The organism is Mycoplasma hafezii (assembly GCF_049942695.1).
Lineage (GTDB): Bacteria > Bacillota_I > Bacilli_A > Mycoplasmatales > Metamycoplasmataceae > Mycoplasmopsis > Mycoplasmopsis hafezii.
This window is the reverse complement of the sequence record NZ_CP187940.1, coordinates 54,286-75,672: the sequence shown is the minus strand read 5'-3', so window position 1 is coordinate 75,672 and position 21,387 is coordinate 54,286. Positions and strand designations below refer to the sequence as shown.

General features: G+C 30.3%; 7 protein-coding genes. 5 read left to right on the top strand and 2 right to left on the bottom strand.

The window, feature by feature from the left end; all coding sequences use genetic code 4:
- From uvrA to ACPYPZ_RS00260, 5 genes are all read left to right on the top strand, one after another.
- A complete protein-coding gene (gene uvrA, locus ACPYPZ_RS00280; RefSeq protein WP_426461338.1) occupies positions 1-2,844 on the top strand; it encodes an excinuclease ABC subunit UvrA in 2,844 nt (947 codons plus the stop codon).
- 57 nt (positions 2,845-2,901) lie between these two features.
- Complete coding sequence (hprK, locus tag ACPYPZ_RS00275) at positions 2,902-3,858, top strand: HPr(Ser) kinase/phosphatase (protein WP_426461337.1); 957 nt, start codon at positions 2,902-2,904, stop codon at positions 3,856-3,858.
- Positions 3,848-4,825, top strand: coding sequence for a prolipoprotein diacylglyceryl transferase (lgt, locus tag ACPYPZ_RS00270; protein ID WP_426461336.1), 978 nt, complete (start codon positions 3,848-3,850; stop codon positions 4,823-4,825). Before hprK ends, lgt begins: the two co-directional genes overlap by 11 nt.
- Position 4,826: 1 nt before the next feature.
- A complete protein-coding gene (locus tag ACPYPZ_RS00265) occupies positions 4,827-5,756 on the top strand; it encodes an NAD(P)/FAD-dependent oxidoreductase (protein WP_426461335.1) in 930 nt (309 codons plus the stop codon).
- Between the two features lie 383 nt (positions 5,757-6,139).
- Positions 6,140-11,005 carry a DUF4011 domain-containing protein gene (locus ACPYPZ_RS00260; protein ID WP_426461334.1) on the top strand — a complete coding sequence of 1,622 codons (4,866 nt, stop codon included), beginning with the start codon at positions 6,140-6,142 and terminating at the stop codon, positions 11,003-11,005.
- Between the two features lie 50 nt (positions 11,006-11,055).
- Here ACPYPZ_RS00260 and ACPYPZ_RS00255 read toward each other — a convergent pair whose 3' ends face one another.
- The gene (locus ACPYPZ_RS00255) at positions 11,056-11,241 is read right to left on the bottom strand and encodes a hypothetical protein (protein WP_426461333.1); all 186 of its coding nucleotides are present in this window, start codon (positions 11,239-11,241) and stop codon (positions 11,056-11,058) included.
- Between the two features lie 293 nt (positions 11,242-11,534).
- On the bottom strand, positions 11,535-21,104 hold the full coding sequence (locus ACPYPZ_RS00250; protein ID WP_426461332.1) for a hypothetical protein: 9,570 nt from the start codon (positions 21,102-21,104) through the stop codon (positions 11,535-11,537).
- Positions 21,105-21,387 lie beyond the last annotated feature (283 nt).

Genomic DNA, 21,387 nt, shown 5'->3' with positions numbered 1-21,387 from the left:
ATGTCTAAAAATAGTGAATTTTTAACAATTCAAGGAGCTAGAGAAAATAACCTAAAAAACATTTCATTAACTATTCCTAAAAATAAATTAATTGTTTTTACAGGTCTTAGTGGAAGCGGTAAAAGTTCTTTAGCTTTTAACACCATCTACGAAGAAGGGCGTAGACGATATGTAGATTCATTGAGCTCATATGCCAGAATGTTTCTAGGTGGTACAAAAAAGCCAAATGTTGACAAAATTGATGGATTAAGTCCAGCGATTAGTATTGAACAAAAGACAGTACACAACAACCCACGTTCAACAGTCGGAACAGTTACTGAACTATATGATTATTTTAGATTACTATATGCACGTTTAGGAAAAGCTTATTGTCCAAACCACAATATCGAAATTACATCTCAAACAACTAATGATATTTTAAGAAGTATTTTTGAATGTCCTGAAGGAACTAAATTAACTATTTATGCACCTTTAATTGAAAATCAAAAAGGAACACACGGTAATTTATTAGAAAAAATCAAAAGTGAAGGATATATTCGTGCAAGAATTGACGGAACTATCTACAGTTTAGATGATGAAATTACATTAGATAAAAATGTACGTCACAATATTGATTTAGTTGTCGATCGTGTAGTTGTAAAAGAAGAAAACACTACTAGAATTGTTCAAGCTATTGATATAGCTAGTGAATTATCAGATGGATTAGTAAATATTGAAAACTTAGAAACAAGTGAAGTCAAACAATTTTCAAAAAATCATTCATGTATTTATAAGGATTTTAATTTACCTAAAATTGAGACAAGATTATTCTCTTTTAACTCTCCACAAGGAATGTGTCCACAATGTAAGGGATTAGGAATAGAAAACCACGCAGATTTTGACTTAATCGTACCTGAAAAATGACGCTCAATTGCCGATGGTGCTATTAAGTATTTTGAGAATACAGTTAATACAACTAATTTAGAATGACAAAAATTTGCAGCTCTTTTAAATCACTATAATATTGATATTAATACACCAATTGAAGACTTAACCAAAAAACAAATTGAAATCTTAAAATATGGTTCGGATGAACCAATTGATCACGTTTTAATTTCAGATAACGGTGTAAAATCACGTAAAACATCTGAAATCGAAGGTATTGTAAGTAAAATCGAACGTTTGTATTATGAAACAACTAGTGAAATGCGTAGAGAGTATTATAAAAAATATATAGGTTCTACAGCTTGTTCAGTATGTAAAGGTTCACGATTAAAACCTGAAGCATTAGCGGTTAAAATAGCAGGAATGAATATTTACGAATACATTCAAAAGTCTATTGGCGAATCATTAACAATTACTCAAAATTTAGTTCAAAATTTCACTGAAAACGAAAAACAAATTTCTAATTTAATTACAAAGGAAATTATTGATCGACTTACTTTCTTAAAAAATGTTGGATTAGATTATTTATCATTAGATAGAAATGCAGAAACATTAAGTGGTGGTGAAGCACAAAGAATCCGTTTAGCAACGCAAATAGGTTCTAATTTATCAGGTGTACTTTATGTTTTAGATGAACCTTCTATTGGATTACACCAAAAAGATAACACTCGATTAATCGAAACATTAAAGAAAATGGTTGATTTGGGTAATACTTTAATCGTCGTAGAACATGATGAGGATACAATGTTTGCTGCCGACTATATCGTAGACATCGGGCCTCTTGCAGGAGTGCATGGTGGTGAAGTTGTTGCTGCTGGTACGGTTGATGATATCGCAAAAGAACCTAAATCAATTACAGGTAAATATTTAAGTGGTGAATGAAAAATACCAGTTCCTACAACACGAAGAGCAGGTAAGGGTGTTAACATCTTAATTAAAGGCGCAAAAGAAAATAATTTAAAAAACATTAATGTTGAAATTCCTTTAGGTAAATTCGTTGCAGTCACTGGTGTATCAGGAAGCGGAAAAAGCACCTTAGTTAACGATATTCTCGTTTCAGGTATTCAACAAATGCTTGGAATTACTGAAGGATTAGAACGTAAAAGAGCTAATTTCCATTCAATTCAAGGATTAAATGAAATAGACAAGGTAATTCCAGTTAGTCAAAGTCCAATTGGTCGTACACCAAGAAGCAACCCAGCAACATATACTGGAGTATTTGATGATATTCGTGATATTTTTGCAAACATTTACGAAGCCCGTGCTCGAGGATATACAAAAAGTCGCTTTAGTTTTAATGTCCCTAGTGGTAGATGCGAAAAATGTTCAGGTGATGGATATTTAAAAGTTGAAATGCACTTTTTACCCGATGTATTCGTACCATGTGATGAATGTGAAGGAAAAAGATATAATCGTGAAACGCTAGAAATTAAATATCATAAAAAGTCAATCGCAGATGTACTTGAAATGACTGTTGAAGAAGCTTTACAATTTTTCGAAAATAAATCTAAAATTGTCGAAAAATTGCAAATTTTAAACGATGTTGGTTTAGGATATATTCAACTGGGCCAAATGTCTACAACCTTAAGTGGTGGTGAAGCTCAACGTGTTAAATTAGCAACTTACTTACAAAAGAAAGCAACTGGTAAGACTATTTATGTTTTAGATGAGCCAACCACTGGTTTACACGTTCATGATGTTCAAAAATTATTAAACATTTTAAACCGTATCGTAGATAATGGAGACACCGTATTAGTAATCGAACATAACTTAGATATTATTAAATCAGCAGACTATATTATTGACTTAGGACCTGATGGTGGAATAAATGGTGGACAAGTTGTTGCAAAAGGAACACCAGAAGAAGTCGCAAGCCTTGGAAAAGGATATACAGCAGAATACCTTAAAAAGGTATTATAAGCACGATATATCTCTAATAAATATATATAATTAGACTAAATTATAATAAGGAGTAAAATGTCTAATAAAAGTCATAAAGAAATTAATGTCAAAAAAGTTATTAAGTTTTTTGATTTAAACATTATTAACGCAGATAATCCTGAACTTCAATTTAATAACATTTATGAACCAGCAATTAAGCGTGTTGGACTTGAATTAAGTGAAAAAATTCGTGCAGATAGAATTAATTTAAATGTTATTTCTTGAGGTACTAGTGAATCAATGTGATTTTTTCAAATTGGTAAAGTTCGTGCTTTAGAAGCCTTAGAATATGTTTTTCAACAAAAACCACCATTAGTTATTCTATCTAAAGGGGTTTCTAAACCTGCATTAAGTTGAATACTTCAAGTTGCTAATAAATACAATATTCCTGTTGCTTTAACAACTACTAGTTCATCAGTAATTTCAACCGCTATTGGTAATTACCTTAATGATTTCTTCGCTGAAGAAACACAGGTGCATGGAACTTTAGTACTTGTTGGTGGTACTGGAGTTTTAATCACTGGAGCTAGTGGAGTTGGTAAATCCGAAGCTGCATTAGAGCTTGTGCAAAAAGGACACCAATTAATTGCTGATGATGCTGTTTTAATAAAGGATAGCGGAAGCATATTTGTTGGTCGAGCACCTAAACTAACTCAAAACTTACTTGAAGTACGTGGAATTGGTTTAATTGACATTAAATATACATACGGAATTAAAGCAATTGCAAAATCAGCCATGATTGATTTAGTTGTGGAACTTGTACGTCAAGAACAACAAAATGATTTAGACCGTTTAGGAACACAAATTTTAAAATATCATATCTTTGGAAGATATATTCGTAAGATTAAAGTGCCAATCAAAGAAGGTGGTTCAGCAGCCAGCTTAATCGAAGCGGCTGTTAGTGCTTATCTTGCTTGAAGGGATAATGTTAACATTTTAGATTTAATCGAACAGCGTAGAAACGCAGAAAGTGAGGAAGACAATGACGATTAATACTCCAAGTTATATTCCAGAACATCCAATTCAAGCTGGAACACAAACTGTATTATTCCACATCGGAAGCTGAACAATGAATGTTTATTCATTATGTATGCTTCTTGGATTTGTGTGTTCAATCTTAACTATCGTGTATTTTTGAAGACGTGAAAAATACCCAATGGAAATTCTTTTAACATTAATCATTATTACAGTACCTAGTTCAATGATTGGAGCTCGTTTAGGTTTCATTATTGAACAAGCAATCGCAGGTAATCAGTTAACCAGATGGTGAGCCATATGAGAAGGTGGATTAAGTATCCAATATGGGGTTATTCTTGCCGCTATTTGTGATTTACTTTATGCTTACACTAAACGTCGTGTTATCGACATTCGTAAAGCAGCAAGTTTAATTATTCCTGCTGTTTTAATCGGACAAGTTGTCGGACGTTGAGGAAACTTCTCAAACCACGAAGTTTATGGAAAAATAGATTGATCAGGACAATCAAGCATCATTTTTGGACATACTTTTGCTAACCAAATGTATATTTCAGACGAAGTATCAACTCGTTTAGGACTTGCTGGAGCATACCGTTATCCATTATTCTTATACGAAGGAATTGCTAACTTTATTGGATATATCTTAATTGTTTGAGTTATTAATTATCTTAACCTTACAAAACCAGGTGTCGCTGCTGGACTATACTTTGCTTGATATGGTATTTTACGTTTAAGCATGGAACCATTAAGAGAAGAAAGTTATGATGTGTATAAATACGTAGCTGTATTATTCACAATCGTCGGAATGTTAGTAATTGCTTACTACCAATTCCTAGGAAAAGTAAAATATGTGTTAACAAGTACACCTAAAAAACCTTGAACACGTAGATATGAATATGCAAATCCTGAATTTTACCAAGCACACGTTGCTGTTACATCTTGAAAATACAATTGATTAAAATTAAAAACATTAGAAAGAAAATAATATGAACAATCAAATTGATTTATTAATAATTGGCGGTGGACCAGCAGGATTAAACGCTGCTTTATATGCTTCTCGTGCAAATATTAGCGTTACTTTTGTTGAAAAAGGAGCTCCTGGTGGTAAATTAACCACAACTAATAAAGTTGAAAATTGAATCGGAACCGAAATGATTGAAGGTTGAAAATTAGCTACCAACTTCTTTGAACACGCAAAATTATATGGTGCTCAATATAAGTATGGTGAAGTAGTTAAAATTAATCATTTAGGAGAATATAACTTTGAAGTAGAGTTAGCTTCAGGCGAAAAACTTTACACTAAAACAGTATTAATTGCTACAGGTATGATTAACCGTGTTCCTTACTTTATTAAAAATGTAGAACAATTCCTAAATAGAGGTGTTTCATTTTGTGCGATTTGTGATGGTCCGCTTTATAAAGGATTTCCTACATTAGTTTTAGGAGCAGGTAATTCAGCAGTTGAAGAATCCGTATATTTATCAAGTATCGCTTCAGAAGTTCATATTGTCATTAAAGATTCTGAATTTACTGCAGAAAAACACCTTGTTGATGACTTATTAAAATTACATAATGTCCACGTTTACCGTAATTCACAAATCAAAGAATTAAATGGTGAAGAGCAACTTGAAACTGCAGTTATTGTTGATCAAAATGGTAATGAACAAACTTTAAGTATCGCTTCATTTTTCCCATATATCGGAATGGAACCAAAGGCAGATTTTGCAAAACACTTAGATATTTTTGATAAAAATGGTTTTATTTTAACCGATGAAACTATGGAAACAAATATTAAAGGTTTATTCGCTGCTGGTGACATTCGTACAAAAGATATTAGACAAATTGTAACTGCTGCAAGTGATGGCTCAATTGCTGCTAAAAAAATTACAGACATTATAAATGCCTTAAATTCTTAATATATAATACAATCCTAAGTAATTTCTATATTGCTTTGGATTTTTTTAATCTTAAAAAAACGAGCAAAATATTTTTGACACAATTTATACTAAAGAAGAGAAGAATAGCAATTGATTAAAAATAGCATAATTATCAAATGTACTAGTTAGAAATTATGATAAACATTTAGAAAAAGAAGTTACTATTATTAACAATCAACGCACAACAAAAGCTCACTTCTGCATTGATTGTTATTTTTATTCCACAAAATGATTAATAACTGAAAAACTTTTCTATTTTTGCAAAAAATATATGTTAAAAAAGTGCTTTTTAAATGTTTCCTTAATTAAACTTATATAATTTATTTATTAAAAATAAATAAAGAAATTTAGAAAGGTTTTTTATGGCTAAAAATGCAACTACCTTAAATCGTTGAAAAGAAAAATTATTAGATTTATCTTTAAACAATAAAGCCTTAAATCACAAAGAAAATAAATCTGGAACAATTTCAATTATTGCTCCAAACATCAAAGATTTCTTTGAAAAAGTTGTACCTAGTCGTTCAGTTAATTTTGCTCGTTTATTCGACCAGAATGAAGATGATTTAGATGATGATACAAAAACAAAAAGAGCATCTAGAGAAGAAGTAAAAGTTTTAGGACAAGTTTTACCTAAAAAGGATTACTATGATGCTTCTGAACTATTACCATTAATTGACATTTATAAAAACAAACGTGGTAATAAAAATAAAAATGAATTATTCACTAATGCTAGTGGTTCTAAACAAACCCAAGTATTAAGAAACTTAATGAAAACAGCCCAATTCTTTAAAGAAGAAAACGCTGTCGATGTTTTATTCTTCGCATTAGGTTTCTTAAAATGATATGAACCAAACGATAAAAAAGCTCATTATGCACCACTTATGTTTTTAAATGCTGAATTAAGTCAAACTACATTTGATTCAACATTTGAAGTAAAAATTGTTGATGATGAACTTTTAGTTAACCACTCAATGATTCGTAAAATGAAAGTGGATTACGATTTAGATTTTGAATTTAAAGATTGATCAGATGATTTATCTAACTACGAAATCTATGAAGCATATAAAGAAAAAATTGCTCAACAACTTGCTAAGTTCTCAGATAAACGTTGAGAAATTTTAGACAATATTGAATTAGCTTCATTTAGCTTTACTAAAATCAATTTAGTTAAAGACTTAGAAGATAACGAAAAGAAAATTTTAAATAGTGACTTCTACCAAAAATTAACATCAAGCAAGCAAAGCATGATTGATGCTGATCTTGTTAAGGAATCAGAAGTTGATAAATATATTGATCCACAAGCCTACTACCACAAACTTGATGCCGACTCTTCACAAGAAGCTGCAATTCAATCTGCTATTCTTGGAAAAAGTTTCGTGCTTGAAGGTCCTCCTGGTACAGGTAAGTCACAAACAATTACTAATATTATTACTGAGTTAATTGCTCGTGGTAAAAAAGTTCTTTTCGTTGCTGAAAAGAAAGCTGCTCTTGACGTTGTTTGAAGAAACTTAAACAAAATCGGATTAGGAGAATTTGCCTTACCAATCCACGATAGTGATTTTGATAAAAAAGGCGTAATTAAAGATTTATACACAACTTTACAAAAAGGAATAGAAGACATTCCTACTGTGCCTCAATTTTATGCACAAGATAAAATTCATAGATACAAAAACACTAAGAGTGATTTAAATGATTACTACGAAAAAATTACTAAAATTAGAAAACCATTAAATCACAGTCTTTACGAACTTTATGGTTTATATGAACAAAAAGCAAAAGTTCAAGATTTATTCTTTGATATTCCAAATGTTGGTGAAATCGATCAAGATAGATTATTTGATATTCAAAAGAAAATTGAAACACTTGAAAATAAAGCTAACAATATTGATTTAGACATTTCTTCAAACCCATGATATGGATTTAATAAAGAAATTTATTCAACACGTGAAAAAGAATTTTTCAAAAACTTATTAACAACTAACCAAAAAGGGCTCAAATCATTAGAACAATATTTAGAAGCTAACCTTAAAAATAAATTACATATTTATTTTAAAGACAACGCTCCTTTCTTAGATACACTTAAAAACCTTGTTGCTTTATTAGAACACATTAAAGCAGCAAGAACTATTGATGAAAGAATTAAAAGAATTTACGAGCTTCCACAAGAAATCAATTTATTCGAAGACATTCTTTCAGAGTTCAAAGTTGTTTCTGCTCTCAAAGTTCAACTAGCACAAAACTATAAATTAGAAGTTTTAAACAATGTACCTGGCGAAAAATACAATCTAATTTTAGATAAACTTCAAAACGGTGCTAAACGTGCATTTAGTCCAGAATACCGTAAAGTTAAATCAGACTTAATTCTTTATAGATTAAACAATAAACCAAATTATGAAGAGTTAGTTCTTGAAGTTCAATTAATCGCAAAAATTCAAAAGAAACTTGCAAATATTGAGTTATTAACTAACAGAACTATTTACACTAAAAATACAACAACACAACAAGATATTGAAAATGCACTTTATGACTTAAAGTGATATCAAAAATTCTTAAATCTTTCAAAAGATGTACTTTTCTATGATAATGACAAAATTGCCTTAGCAATTAGTTGATTATTTAACAAAGATAACGTATTCCCTATCATTGATAGCAGTTTAGAACAATCAGTAAAACTATTGGAACAATTTGATGAATTACAATCATTCTTTGATAAATCTCGTGTAGACTTTAGTACATTACCACTTAAGGCTTTAAAATTAAACATTTCTACATATATTTCTAATATCAATTACTTAAATGCATATACAGAATTTATTACTGCATATTTAGAATTATGTAAAAGTGATTTAAAAGATTTTGCTGATTTATTAATTGAAAACAAAATCACATCAAACTACTACGAAATCTTTATGAAGCGTTTCTACACACTTCTTATTGAACATTACTTAGAAGAAGCTAACTTAAACTTTGGTTTCAACGGTGAAGCAATCCAAGTTATGAAAGAAGAATTCGGAGAAGTTGAAAAAGAAATTCAGAAAATTGCTGAACTTAAAGTTGCTCAAAAACTTTACGAAGCATTACCAAACATTAATTCAATCGAAGGACTTAATGCAAGTATTAAAATTCTTGCTAAAGAAGCAACTAAAGATAAGCGTGTAATGCCATTCAGAATGCTTTTTGAAAGAATTCCTGAACTTATTTTAATGATTAAGCCTTGTTTAATGATGTCTCCACTCACTGTAAGCTCATTCTTAAAAACTAGCGACATTACATTTGATACAGTAATTTTTGACGAGGCTTCTCAAGTCTTTCCAGAAAATGCAGTTGGTGCATTATTTAGAGCAAACCAAAGAATTATCGTAGGGGACGAACACCAATTACCACCTACAAACTTCTTTAATGCCGATTCAGATGATGTACTTTCTGATGATGAACGTGGTGAAACAGATGATTATGAATCAATTCTTAACGCTGTTAAAGGTTTCTTACCTACTATCAGTTTAAAATGACACTACCGTAGTAAATTTGAAGAATTAATTCAACCATCTAACGCTGAAATTTATAACGATAACTTAATCACATTCCCTTCACTTAGAAAACCTGGTAGTTTTGAAGGGGTTCAATTCGTTAAAGTTGATGGTAAATTTATCAACAATCAAAACGAAGTTGAAGCTGACACAGTTATTGAGCTCATTAAAACTATTTACGAAAAATTCGGAACAACAAAGAGCGTCGGAGTTGTTTCATTCAACAAGAAACAACAAATGTTAATTGAACAAAAAATTAACAAACTTAGACGTAAAGATTCTTCATTAGAACCATTCTTTAGTCGTGAACTTAAAGATCCTTTCTTTGTTAAAAACATCGAAACAGTTCAAGGGGACGAAAGAGATATTATTATTATGAGTATTTGTTATGGTCCTAATGAAAAAGGGCATTTTGCAATGCGTTTTGGACCAATTAACCAGCAACAAGGTTATAAACGTCTTAATGTTGCTGCAACACGTGCTAAAGAATGTACTATTTTAGTTTCATCTATTACTCAAGATGATATTGACTTAAATAAAACAGAAGCTCGTGGAGTTAGATTCTTAAAACAATACTTATTATTCGCTGAATATGGTGAAGGTAAGAAAATTATGTCAAGCAATGAAAAAACTCAAAAATTCTTTGAGTCAGGATTTGAAAAATCTGTCTTTAAAGAGCTTCAAAACCTTGGTTATGAAGTACAAACTAACGTTGGTAACTCAGGCTACAAAATCGATTTAGCTATTGTAGATCCAAATGATGCTACAAAATTCGTTGTAGGTATCGAATGTGATGGAACAACTTATAAATCATCTAAATCTGCACGTGATCGTGATCGTCTTAGAGAAGAAGTTCTTGAAGCACGTGGATGAAAAGTTTACCGTATTTGATCTACTGATTGATTCAAAAACAAAGAACAACAAATCATTCAATTAGACAAATTTATTAAAAAAGCAATTGAAGAAAGCAAACAAAAAACTTTAAAACAAAATAAAGAGCTTAAAAATCAAGTTGCAAACTCTAAGAAAATGGAAAATATCATAAAAGAAAACGAACCAGAAACAAAAGAAGTAACAAAAGATAAAAAAACAACTAAAAAACAAGAAAAAGAAGAAACGGTAGAAAAAGAAAAACAAGTACCCGTGGAACATGTTAAACGTACAGAAAACTTAATTGAATTGTTCGAACCATATCCTGACCTTTCAAAAATTAAATCAGAAGATTACCCAGATCGTTTATCATTCCTTAAAGCTATCATTTCTGCTGGTTCACCAATTGCTTTTGATGACCTTAAAAAATTCATTCCTGCCTTATATGATAAACAAGTGCTTACTAAAGATATGAAAGAACAATTTACCCAATTCTTAAAAACTATTGAAAGTATGCAACTAGTCTATATTCAAGATGATTTCATCTTCGAACCAACAACTATGAGTGACATTAAGTTTAGATTAGCAACAGATGATAATAATAAACGTAAACTAACTAATATTTCTAAATTCGAAATAGCAAGTGGAATTTACCAAATTCTTACTTTAGTGCAAAGCACAACAATTGATGCACTAGAAAAACAATTCAGTGAATATTGTGCATATAAAACAGTATCTGCAAATATGAAAAAACTCATTGCTGAAGCTTTAGCTTATTTAGTAGGTGAAAATAAAGTTAAAGTTGTCGACAATATTGTTACATTATTATAATTGCTTCAGATACGAAAAAAGATTTGCCATTAATTTGACAAATCTTTTTTTTATTTTTCACTGTTATTTTTTTGTTTTTGACGTTTTTTGTTTTTTTGAAAAACTCCAGCGATTGGAAAAATCGCAACCTTTCAGTCATATCCTTTTACTAATAAAATTATCATTTGTGTTAATCACACTACAGCAAGCGGTATTCCCGACATACCTATAAATACTAGACTTGCATAAATTCACATAATATTACTCCTTTTTTATTATCAAATAAAAAATCCACTTATAAAGATTCCAAGATACACTAATAGAACGATATATCAGACTAAAAATCAAATAAATAAAAATACATTAAATATTTTTAATGGTAAATTAAATTGTTTCATAATCTAACCTTTAACCTCATAATAATTGTATTCCTTTTTATAATATATATTTTAAATTTCACTTTTAATCTACTAAAGTGAAATTTTATTCACTTATTAAGTCAGAATCAAAAAAGCAAACTAGATAAACTAGAATGCTTCTTATAAATTAACTATTTTTGTTTTTTGTTCTTTTTAAATAATCCATAAATTGTACCAGCAGCACCAGCAATAAATGCAGCTAATGCAACTCATCATGGTCATCCTAATTTTTCGTGTGGATGTGCTTTTAAGTAATCTTTTAATAGATTATTTAATTTTTCTTCGTAAGCTGATTTAATTAAGTGATCAACCTTACCAAATCTAATTCCTTTAAGTGTTTTAATATCTTCTGGTGTAACATCTTTAATATCTTTCTTGAAGATGTTAAGTGCATTTTGAGTAAAGATATCACCAACAAATTTATTGTTATTTGTGATGTTAATGCTGTTTAATTCACTATTTCCTTTATTAACTTGTGCAATATCATTATTCATAATTCCATTAACAATTTCTTGCACAGCATCTGCTTGATCTTTTAAGTCTTTATTTTCTTTGTTGTTTTCTTCAACTAAGTCTTTTAGGCCAGGAATTGTTGTAACACCACTTATTTCTTTATTATTGTTAATCTTATTAATTAAATCTTGAACATTATTATTATCAAGGACACTTGAACCAACTAAATCTTTAACTAAATTTTCTAATTTAGCATTATTAGTAATTTGTTCTAAAGCATTTTGTAATTCATTTGCACTTGAAGTTTGTTCTTTTAATGCGTTAATTTGTTTTTGAATTTCATCAGCCTTAGCATCTGAATAATTTTTATCTAATTCTTTAAGTTGATCAATAATTGCTTTAAATTTATCATTTAAATCTGCAGCAGCTTGTGCTGGTGCATTAAAGATTGATGAATCTTGAGAATTTTCGTTTTTAATTTGATTAATAAAGTTGTTTTTGTCTGTTTCAGGAATGTCTGTTAAACTATTAACCTTATCAATTGCTTGTTGTTTTTGATCGTTTAATCCTGTAGCATTATTAACAATATTATCTGCACTATCTGGATTATTGCGTAATTGATTAATATAATCTTCTTTTTGTGTTGGTGTTAAGTTTGGAAGATTATTAATTGCATCTTCTGCTTTCTTATTAATTGCTTTAATTGCATCTTTAGCACCTAAAATATCATTTAATAAGTTTTGAAGTTGTTCTGCTGTTAGATCGTTATTATTTAATTTGTTTTGTTCTTTTAAGTCTTGAGCAGCTTTGATTGCATCTTTATAAGCTTGTTGTTTAGCAAGTGGAGCATTAGTAAAGATTTTTGAATTTTCAAAATCAGGAGCTGCTGCTAATTCTTTTTCGATTGCTTGTTTAAGCTTATCAAAATTATCATCACCATTAAGTGCTTTCACAGCATCAGTTAAATTATTTGCTTGTTGTGTAATTGCTTTTGGATCAGTAATATCAGTATTTGCAAGTGTATCCGCAGCATTTTGATCTTGTGAGCTTACTGATTGTTGTTTTCCTAAATCAGCATCACGATAATTTGATGTATTCATTGCTGCATCAGCATTAGCTTTAGCATCTTTGAGTGCTTGCATTGCATCATTAAGATCTTGAGCTTGTTTTACAAGTTCATTTACTTTTGCAATTGAATTTACACTTGGATCATTAATTTTATCTTTGTGTACTTGTTTTTGAGCATCTGTTAAGTTTGGTAATCCATCAATTGTGTTAGCAGCGTCTTGTTTTGCTTGATTTAATAATTGATCACCATTTAATTTAGCTGTACCAGCAGTTAAATTGTCAATTAATTTTTGAATTTCTGTATTATCAAGGTTTCCACCTGTTTTTGGATCAGCAGCATCTGTAGCAGCTGTAAGTGGTGTGTCTAATTCATCCTTGTTATTTGCTTCTAAATAATTTGGTGTATCTTTTACAGCATTTGCATCTGCAATTGCTTGTTTAAGTTCACTCATTTTATTATTTAAGTCTTGAGCCACTTCAACAGGTGCAACTGTATCATTTACTGTTTTAGCATTATCAACTTGAGATTTAAGAGCTGCTTTTTGAGCATCCGTTAAGTTTGGTAACGCATCAATTGTAGCTTTTGCTGCATTTTTAGCATCTTTAAGTTCTTTATCACCATCTAAATTATTTTCTGTTTCTTTTAATTTTTCAATTAATTTTGTAACAGCATCAGTATCTAGATTATCATTATCAGCTAAGCTTGTATTTGTTACTTTTGTAGCTTCATCATATGCATCTTTAAATAATGATTTAAATGGCTCGTTTGCATTTGTATAGTTAGTTTCGTTAAGCACATTGTTATCATTAATTACTTTAAGAGCATCAGCTAATTCTTTCATCTTATCATCTAATGTTTTAGCTGAATTTGCAATAGTGTTTAAATCTGCTTTACTTGCAGCGTTATCAATTTGGTTTGCAAGACTTGTTAATTGAGCTTTATTTAAGTGTGGGTAATCAGTTGCTAAACTTGCTTTAGTTTGATCTTTAGCGTTTTGTAATTCTTGTTCACCATTTAAACCGTTGATTGCATTATTTATCGCATCAATTTGTGCTTGAATATCTGCATCAGTTAATGAGTTAGTACCTGTTTGTTTGTTATTAAATTTATTTGCTTCATCTATAGCATCTTGTAATGCTTTTTGTTTGTCTGGTGTAGCATCAATATAATTTTGGCTTGGAATTACTTGTTCGTTTGCATTTTTAATTGCATCTGCTAATTTTCCCATCTTATTATTTAAGAATTCAGCATCGCTAAGTACATTATTAGCAGCTTGAATATTTGAAGTTGCAGGGCTATTAAGTTTATCTTTAAGTGCTTGTTTTTGTGCATCTGTTAAGTTTGCTAATCCATCGATTGCTTTTGCAACTTCTGCTTTTTTATCTTCTAATTCTTTATCACCATTTAAAGCATTGTATGTATCTGTTAATTGCTTATTTAATTCATTAACAGCAGTTAAATCTAAGTTAGCACCATTTGTGTAATCTACTGCTGTTTTTCCGGCTTTAAGTGCATCATCAAATGGTTTTTGAGTATCCTGAGTAGCATTTTCGTATTTGCTTGTATTTTGAACATTAGCCAATGAATCTACTTGATCTTTAAGTGTTTTCATCGCATTATCAAGTGGAGCAATTTTACTTTCTACACCACTTAATTGTTCAAGATTATTAGAATTAGTAATTTCTTGGTTTAATGCATCTTTTTGAGCTTCATTAAGGTATTTGGCATCTCTAATTGCTTTTTGTAATTCTGCTTTTTTAGCAGCAACTTTTTCATCACCATTAAGTGAGTCTGTAGCTTTGATTAAGTTATCTGTTAATTTTGCAATATCTGCTAATCCTAAATTTGCATCAGCTTTAAGTGCGTTTGTAGCTTCTGCATTAGCATCGTTTAATGCTTGTTGTTTATCAGGATCTGCATCAGTATAGTCATTTGTTTCTTTTGCATCATTAGCTTGAGTTTGAGCATCTTTAAGTGCTTTCATTGCATCATCAAGTGGTTTTACTTGTTGATCAATTCCATTAACAGCGTCAATTGTATTTGCATCTGCTACTTGTTTTTTAAGAGCTGCTTTTTGAGCATCTGTTAAATTAGATAACTTATCTATTTCACTATTAGCTGTGTTTTTTGCTGCTTGTAATTCTTTTAATCCATCTAAATTATTACTTGCAGTATTTAATGCATCAATTAAAGCTTGCACAGCTTGCTCATTTAAATTTGTTCCTGTTGCTGGAGTAGCTTCTTTTGTAGCGTTATTTAACGCAGTTGTAAATGGATCTGCATTTGTAGCTTCGGTATATTTTGGTGTTTTCTTAACTGCATTAGCGTTTGTAATTGCTTGGTTGAGTTCACCCATTTTATCATTTAATGTTTTTGCGTTATTTAACGCAGTAGCAATATCTGCATCAGTTTTAGCATTATCAAAAGCTTCTTGCACTCCTTGTTTTTGTGCATCGTTTAAGTTAGTTAATTTTTCTAATTCAGTTAATGCATTTTGTTTTGCGTTGTCTAGTTTTGTTTGTCCATTTAAAGCATCTTTAGCAGCTTGTAATTTTTCTTTTAATGCATCAACAGCTTCTTTATCTAAGTTTGCTGTAGTATCAGCATTTGTTGTATTTGTTAAGCTTGTTGCTTGATCTAAAACATCTTTATAAGCTTTTTGTAATTCTGGATCTGCATTTAAATAGTTAGGAGTATCTAATACGTTTGGTTTTTGGAATGAATCAACCAGAGTTTTTAAATCACCCATTGAATTATTTAGCCCAATTGCCTTACTTAATTCTTGTGCAACCTCTGCTTTATTTTTAGTATTATTTACAACTTGTTTTAACGCATCTTTTTGAGCTGCGTTAAGGTTATTAAGTTTATTGTCGATTGTATCAGTAGCATCTTGTTTTGCTTTTTCAAACACCTTAATTCCATCAAGTGCATCATATGTATTGTTTAATGTATCAGTCATATTAGCAACATCTTTAGGGTTAAGCATTTTTGCACCAGTAGCTTTATTTAATAAGTTAGTTGCATCCTTGTGAGCTTGATCGAATGCATTTTTAAGTACTTGAGTTGCATCTGTGTAATTAAGTTCTTTTTGATAGTTTGCTTCATTAATTTTGTTTAAAGCATTTCCAAGATTTTCCATTGCTGTATCTAATGTCGTTGCTTTAGATACTACATCATTAACAGCTTGAATTGTATCTGTATCTGGACTTTCAAGTTCTGTAATTAAAGCTTGTTTTTGAGCATCATTTAAGTGTGTTAAATCTTGAATATCTTGTTTTGCTTTTTCGATGGCGGCTTGTAATTGCTTATCACCATTTAGAGCACCATAAGCTTGATTTAAGTCGTTTTTAAGTTGCTCTACTTGTTCTTTAGTTAAAGCAGTACCGGCTTGTCCTAAAGCGTTTTCAGCTTCAGTTAATTTATTATCAAACGCTGTTTTTAAAGGTTGTTCAGCATCTACATATTTAGTTTTTGTTGTTACAGCTTTATCTTTATTTACTTCAGCTGTAAGTTCTTTCATAGCCTCATTAAGGTTTGTTCCTTCAGTTTGAAGTGTTCCTAATTGTTCAAGTGAAGTAGCAGCATCAATTTTTGTTTTTAATGCTTGCTTTTGCGCATCGTTTAAGTATGGTAAGTTTTGAAGCTCTTTATTTAATTTATCTTTTTCAGCTTGAATTTTTTCATCACCATTAAGTGCAGAAACAGCATCATTTAAGCTGTTTGCTTGTGCTTCAATTTCTTTTGGATCAATACTTTGATTTGGAGTATCTTTTAATGTATTTGCGGCTGTTTCTGCCTCTTGATTTACAGTTGCTTGCTTATCAGCATCAGCATCTGTATAATCCGGAGTTTTTTCAGCAGCTTCAGCATTATTTTTAGCTGTTTGTAATTTATTCATAGCTGCATCTAATTTATCAGCTTGATCAACTACATTAGCTAAATCAGCTTTATTAGTTTTACTATTTGCTAAATCTTTAAGTTGTTGTTTTTGTGAATTTGTTAAGTTAGGTAATTGATCAATTTTTTGTTCAGCAGCTTGTTTTGCTTTTTGTAATTCTTCTTCACCATTTAAACCAGCTTTTGCATCATTAATATTCTTAATTAATGAGTCAATTTGATCGCTAGTTAAGTTATCTCCTGGAGTTGCTGTAGTAGCTGTATCTCCAGCTGTAATTGCATCATTAAATGCAGTTTGTGTATCTGTTGATGCATCTACATAATTTTGATCATTCTTATATTCTTTTGCTTTTGCAACCGCTGCCTTTAAATCACCCATTTTATCATTTAAACTGTTTGCATCAGTGTTTGCGGTATTAACATCTGCAATTGTTGTAGCAGCTGCTACTTTATCTTTTAGTGCTTGTTTTTGAGCATCGTTTAAGTTTGGAAGACCTTCTATATTTGCATTAGCTTTTGCTTTAGCTTCATCTAATAATTTATTTCCATTTAAATCAGTAGTAGCATCATTTAATGATTTTGCAAGTGTTTGAATGCTTTCAGGATCTAAGTTTGAACCACTATTATTTTTAGCATCATTTGCATTACTTAATGCATCGTTAAATGGTGCTTGATTTGTAGCTTGAGTATAGTTTGGTGTTTCTTTAGCTGTATTTGCTTTTGTAATAGCATCATTTAATGCATTCATTGCATTATTTAAATTATCAGCTTTAGTTTGAACACCTGTCACATCAGCAACGTTATTTTTGACATTAACTTCTTTTTTAAGTGCAGCTTTTTGTTCTGGTGTTAAATCTTGCATTCCATCAATTGCATCTTCTGCAGCTTTTTTAGCAGCATCTAATTTTTCATCTCCATTAAGTTCGGAAACAGATTTTTTAAGAGCTTCTGTTAATTTCTTAACTGCATCGGTATCAGCATTATTACCTGTTTTTGGTGCAACTGCATCAGCAGCAGTAATTGCATCAGTCACAGCAGCTTGGTTATCTGCGTTAGTATAATTTGGAGTATTTTGAGCAGCTTTAGCTTTTGCTAATTCTTGTTTTAATTCACTCATAGCATCATCTAATGCTTTAGCATCTGTTTGCACAGTAGAAATAGCATCAGCTGTTTCTTGAGCATCTACCTGATCTTTAAGTGCTTGTTTTTGAGCGTCATTTAAGTTAGATAAACTATCAATGTATTGTTTAGCAGCATCTTTAGCATTTTTAAGAACTTGATCACCATTTAAATTATTTTTAGCATCTTCATAAGATTTCACAATTGCTTGTGCTTGTTCTAATGTTGGTGCAGCAGTTGGAGCAACTGCATTGACAGCATCTTTTTCAGCTACGTTAAATGCATTTTGTGAAGTTTTAGATGCAGCAATATAATTTGGTGTTTGTTTAACCGCTTCTGCTTCTTCTTGAATAGCAGCAACTTTTTCCATTGCTCCATTTAATGCTTTTGCAGCATTCATAATTGGTGTTAATTCTTCAATTGATTTAGCCGCATTAAGTTGCTTAGTAATATTTTCTTTTTGTGCTTGAGTTAAATATTTTAATCCATCAACATTATTTGAATCAAGTTGATTAAGAGCGTTTTCTTTTGCTGTGTTAAACTCTTGTTCACCATTTAATTTATCTCAGACTTCTTGTAATTTATCAGAAAGACTAGTAACTACTTGTGTATTTTGATTTGGACCAGAAATTTTATTTAATAAATCATTAGCTTCTTTTAGTGCATTATCAAAATCAGTTTTATTTGTTGCATCTTTATATTTAGTTTCAGGTTTTAAAGCAGTTAAGTTATTTACTTTAGTTAGTAAATCACCCATTGCTTTATTTAACGGAAGTGCTGTATCATCTCAAATATTATTTACTTCAGCTAAGCTATTAGCAGCTTTTACTGCTTTTTTAAGTGCATCTTTTTGATTGAGGTTTAAGTAAGGTAACTCATCAATATCTTTTTGAGTTTCTTTTTTAGCATCTTCTAATTTAACACCACCATCAAGGTTATCAATTGCATTATTTAATTTATCAATTAGTCCTTGAATATCGCTTGGATTAATTGAAGTTGGTTCATTTTCATCATTTATAAGATTATTAGCGTTTTCTAAAGCTTTATCAAATACACCTTTGCTTTCTGGTGATGATTGTTCATAGGTTTGATCATCTTTTACTTCATTAGCTGTATCAATCTTATCTTTAAGCTCACCCATTACTTCATTTAATTTTTGAGCATTTTCAATGATTTTAGCCATTTGCTCTGGAGTAGTAGCACCTGCCATTTGGTCAACAAATTGTTCTTTTTGATTATCAGTTAAGTTTTCAAGATCTTCAAGTGCTTGAGCAGCTTCCTGTTGTTGTTTACGAAGTTCACCATCAAGTTGTTCGATTAATTCGATAGCTCGATCATAATCATCTTCCATTTGTTCACCATTTAATGTAGCATCATCATTAACTTGTTCGATTTTCTTACCATCAGGTCCATCTTTGTAATAAGTTTTAAATTTATTAATTAACTTATCAAGTTCAGACTTAATGTCTGGTGATGCATAAATGTAGTTATCAGTTTTTGAAATAGCAGTTTCACCATTTACATCGCTTTGGAATGGGTTAAGAACTTTATCAAAAATTAGTTTTGTATATTCAATTCTTTTTTGAACATCTTGAATTGTTGGTTGTGATTTAAGTTGTTCTGCTGTTTCGTTCTTAGATTTTAATTTAAGTTCACCAGCTTGTCTCATTTCTTTAATTGCATTATTAACTCTGTTTTGACTTCAACCGTTTGCAACTGCATCTTGCTTAATTTTGTCTAAAAGTTTAACTTTTTCTTGATATCAATCATTGTTAAATCATAAAGTTTGATTATCTGTATAAGTAAAGACATTTCAATCATAAGCTAATTGACCTTCCACAAAGTAGTTTTCACCAATTAACTCATCATAGAAAGTAACTTCACGTTTGATTTTATCTGAGTTTTGATCGTAAGCTGGAATGATTGAACCATCATAAGTAAAGACAGCTTTTTTAGTAACTCCATCAGCTGGAAAATCTGCTTCAGTAAAGTTTAAAGCACCCACTTGGTTTGATAAATCATTGTAATAAAAACTATATTTAGCTTTAGGTGTTTTAGCGATTTCAGGCAATTCTTGTCCATTAACTTCAGAAATATTTAATTTAGCATTAACATATGCTGTTTGATATTGTGTTCTGTTGTAGAAAATTGATTGAACACGTTTATAATATCCATTTTTATAACCATTGTTATTAGGTTGATCACCTCAATATCCTGCAACGAATGTTTGGTTAGGTTTAGGGTTTAAATCATATTTTGCATACAATTCATCACCGTTAGGCATTCCACTTGCAGCAACATTATTTTTGTTATTTAATACAGAAGCGGAATTTTGTTTAGAAACTCTTTTTCTTGTTTTAAACGCAACTTCTACTGCAGGAGCATCAGGACCAGACATATATGGGAATTTAGTGAAAAATCCAATTACGTGTCCTAAAGCATTAAAGTCATTTTTTGCGTTAATGTATGGTTGTGAAGTATTAGGGAATAACAATGTTTGTGATAATAAGAAATTTCACGGATCAGCACCAGAACCTGGAGCAATATTCGAAGTAGTAATATTAGAAATATATCCACCGTTTGGAGCAAAAATGTATTTTTTTGGATCAGAACCTTTTTCTGTATTAAACACATATGAATATGTGGTGAATGCATTAGGATATTGATTACTTAATTCTGAAATTGGTTTATCTAATAAAACCTTAGAGCTTTTTCTTTCGTAAGCTTTAATTCAAAAACTGTTAGGAACAAAATCTAAATCACTAGAAATAAAGATACCAAATCTGAAATTACTTGTGTAATTTGCATAACCCCATGGGAAACCTTGATTAAAGATGATTGTTCAAGATTGTTCTTCTGCAGCATTTAGTGGTGCTAACCCTGGAAACGGGCTTGGTGAGTCTTCTCTTACAGTTAACATAACATTATCATTATTGAAAACACCACCATTATCATAGTTAAGATAAAAAGCACCATTGTTGTCTAAATAGCTATAATATTGTGTCTCACGGTCCTTTATTCAATTAACAAAATTAGCACTTGATGCAGGAATATTTGCAGCCTGTTCATCTGTTGCAGCCGACATTGTAAAAGGAACAATAGAACCCATTGTTACTGCTGCTGATGTAAGTAACAAGGCTTTAGTATGTTTATTATTTTTCATATATATCTCCTTATAGCCAATTTTTATTAAGTAATAACTTAATTACTTTTGCTTTAAATTAATATATGTATACTTTTACTTTTAATATATATATATCAAATTTTTATTAAAAATTGCATTTTATATGCTTAGAGAGCCCGAAAACTGAATTATTCTATTTTTTAGGGTTAAAAGTTATTAAATTATCGTTGCAAACTAACAAAAAAGTGCAAATAAACTGGAACAAAATTATAATAAATGTCATATTTTTATTAATTTGGAGACTTTTATTTAAATGTTAATA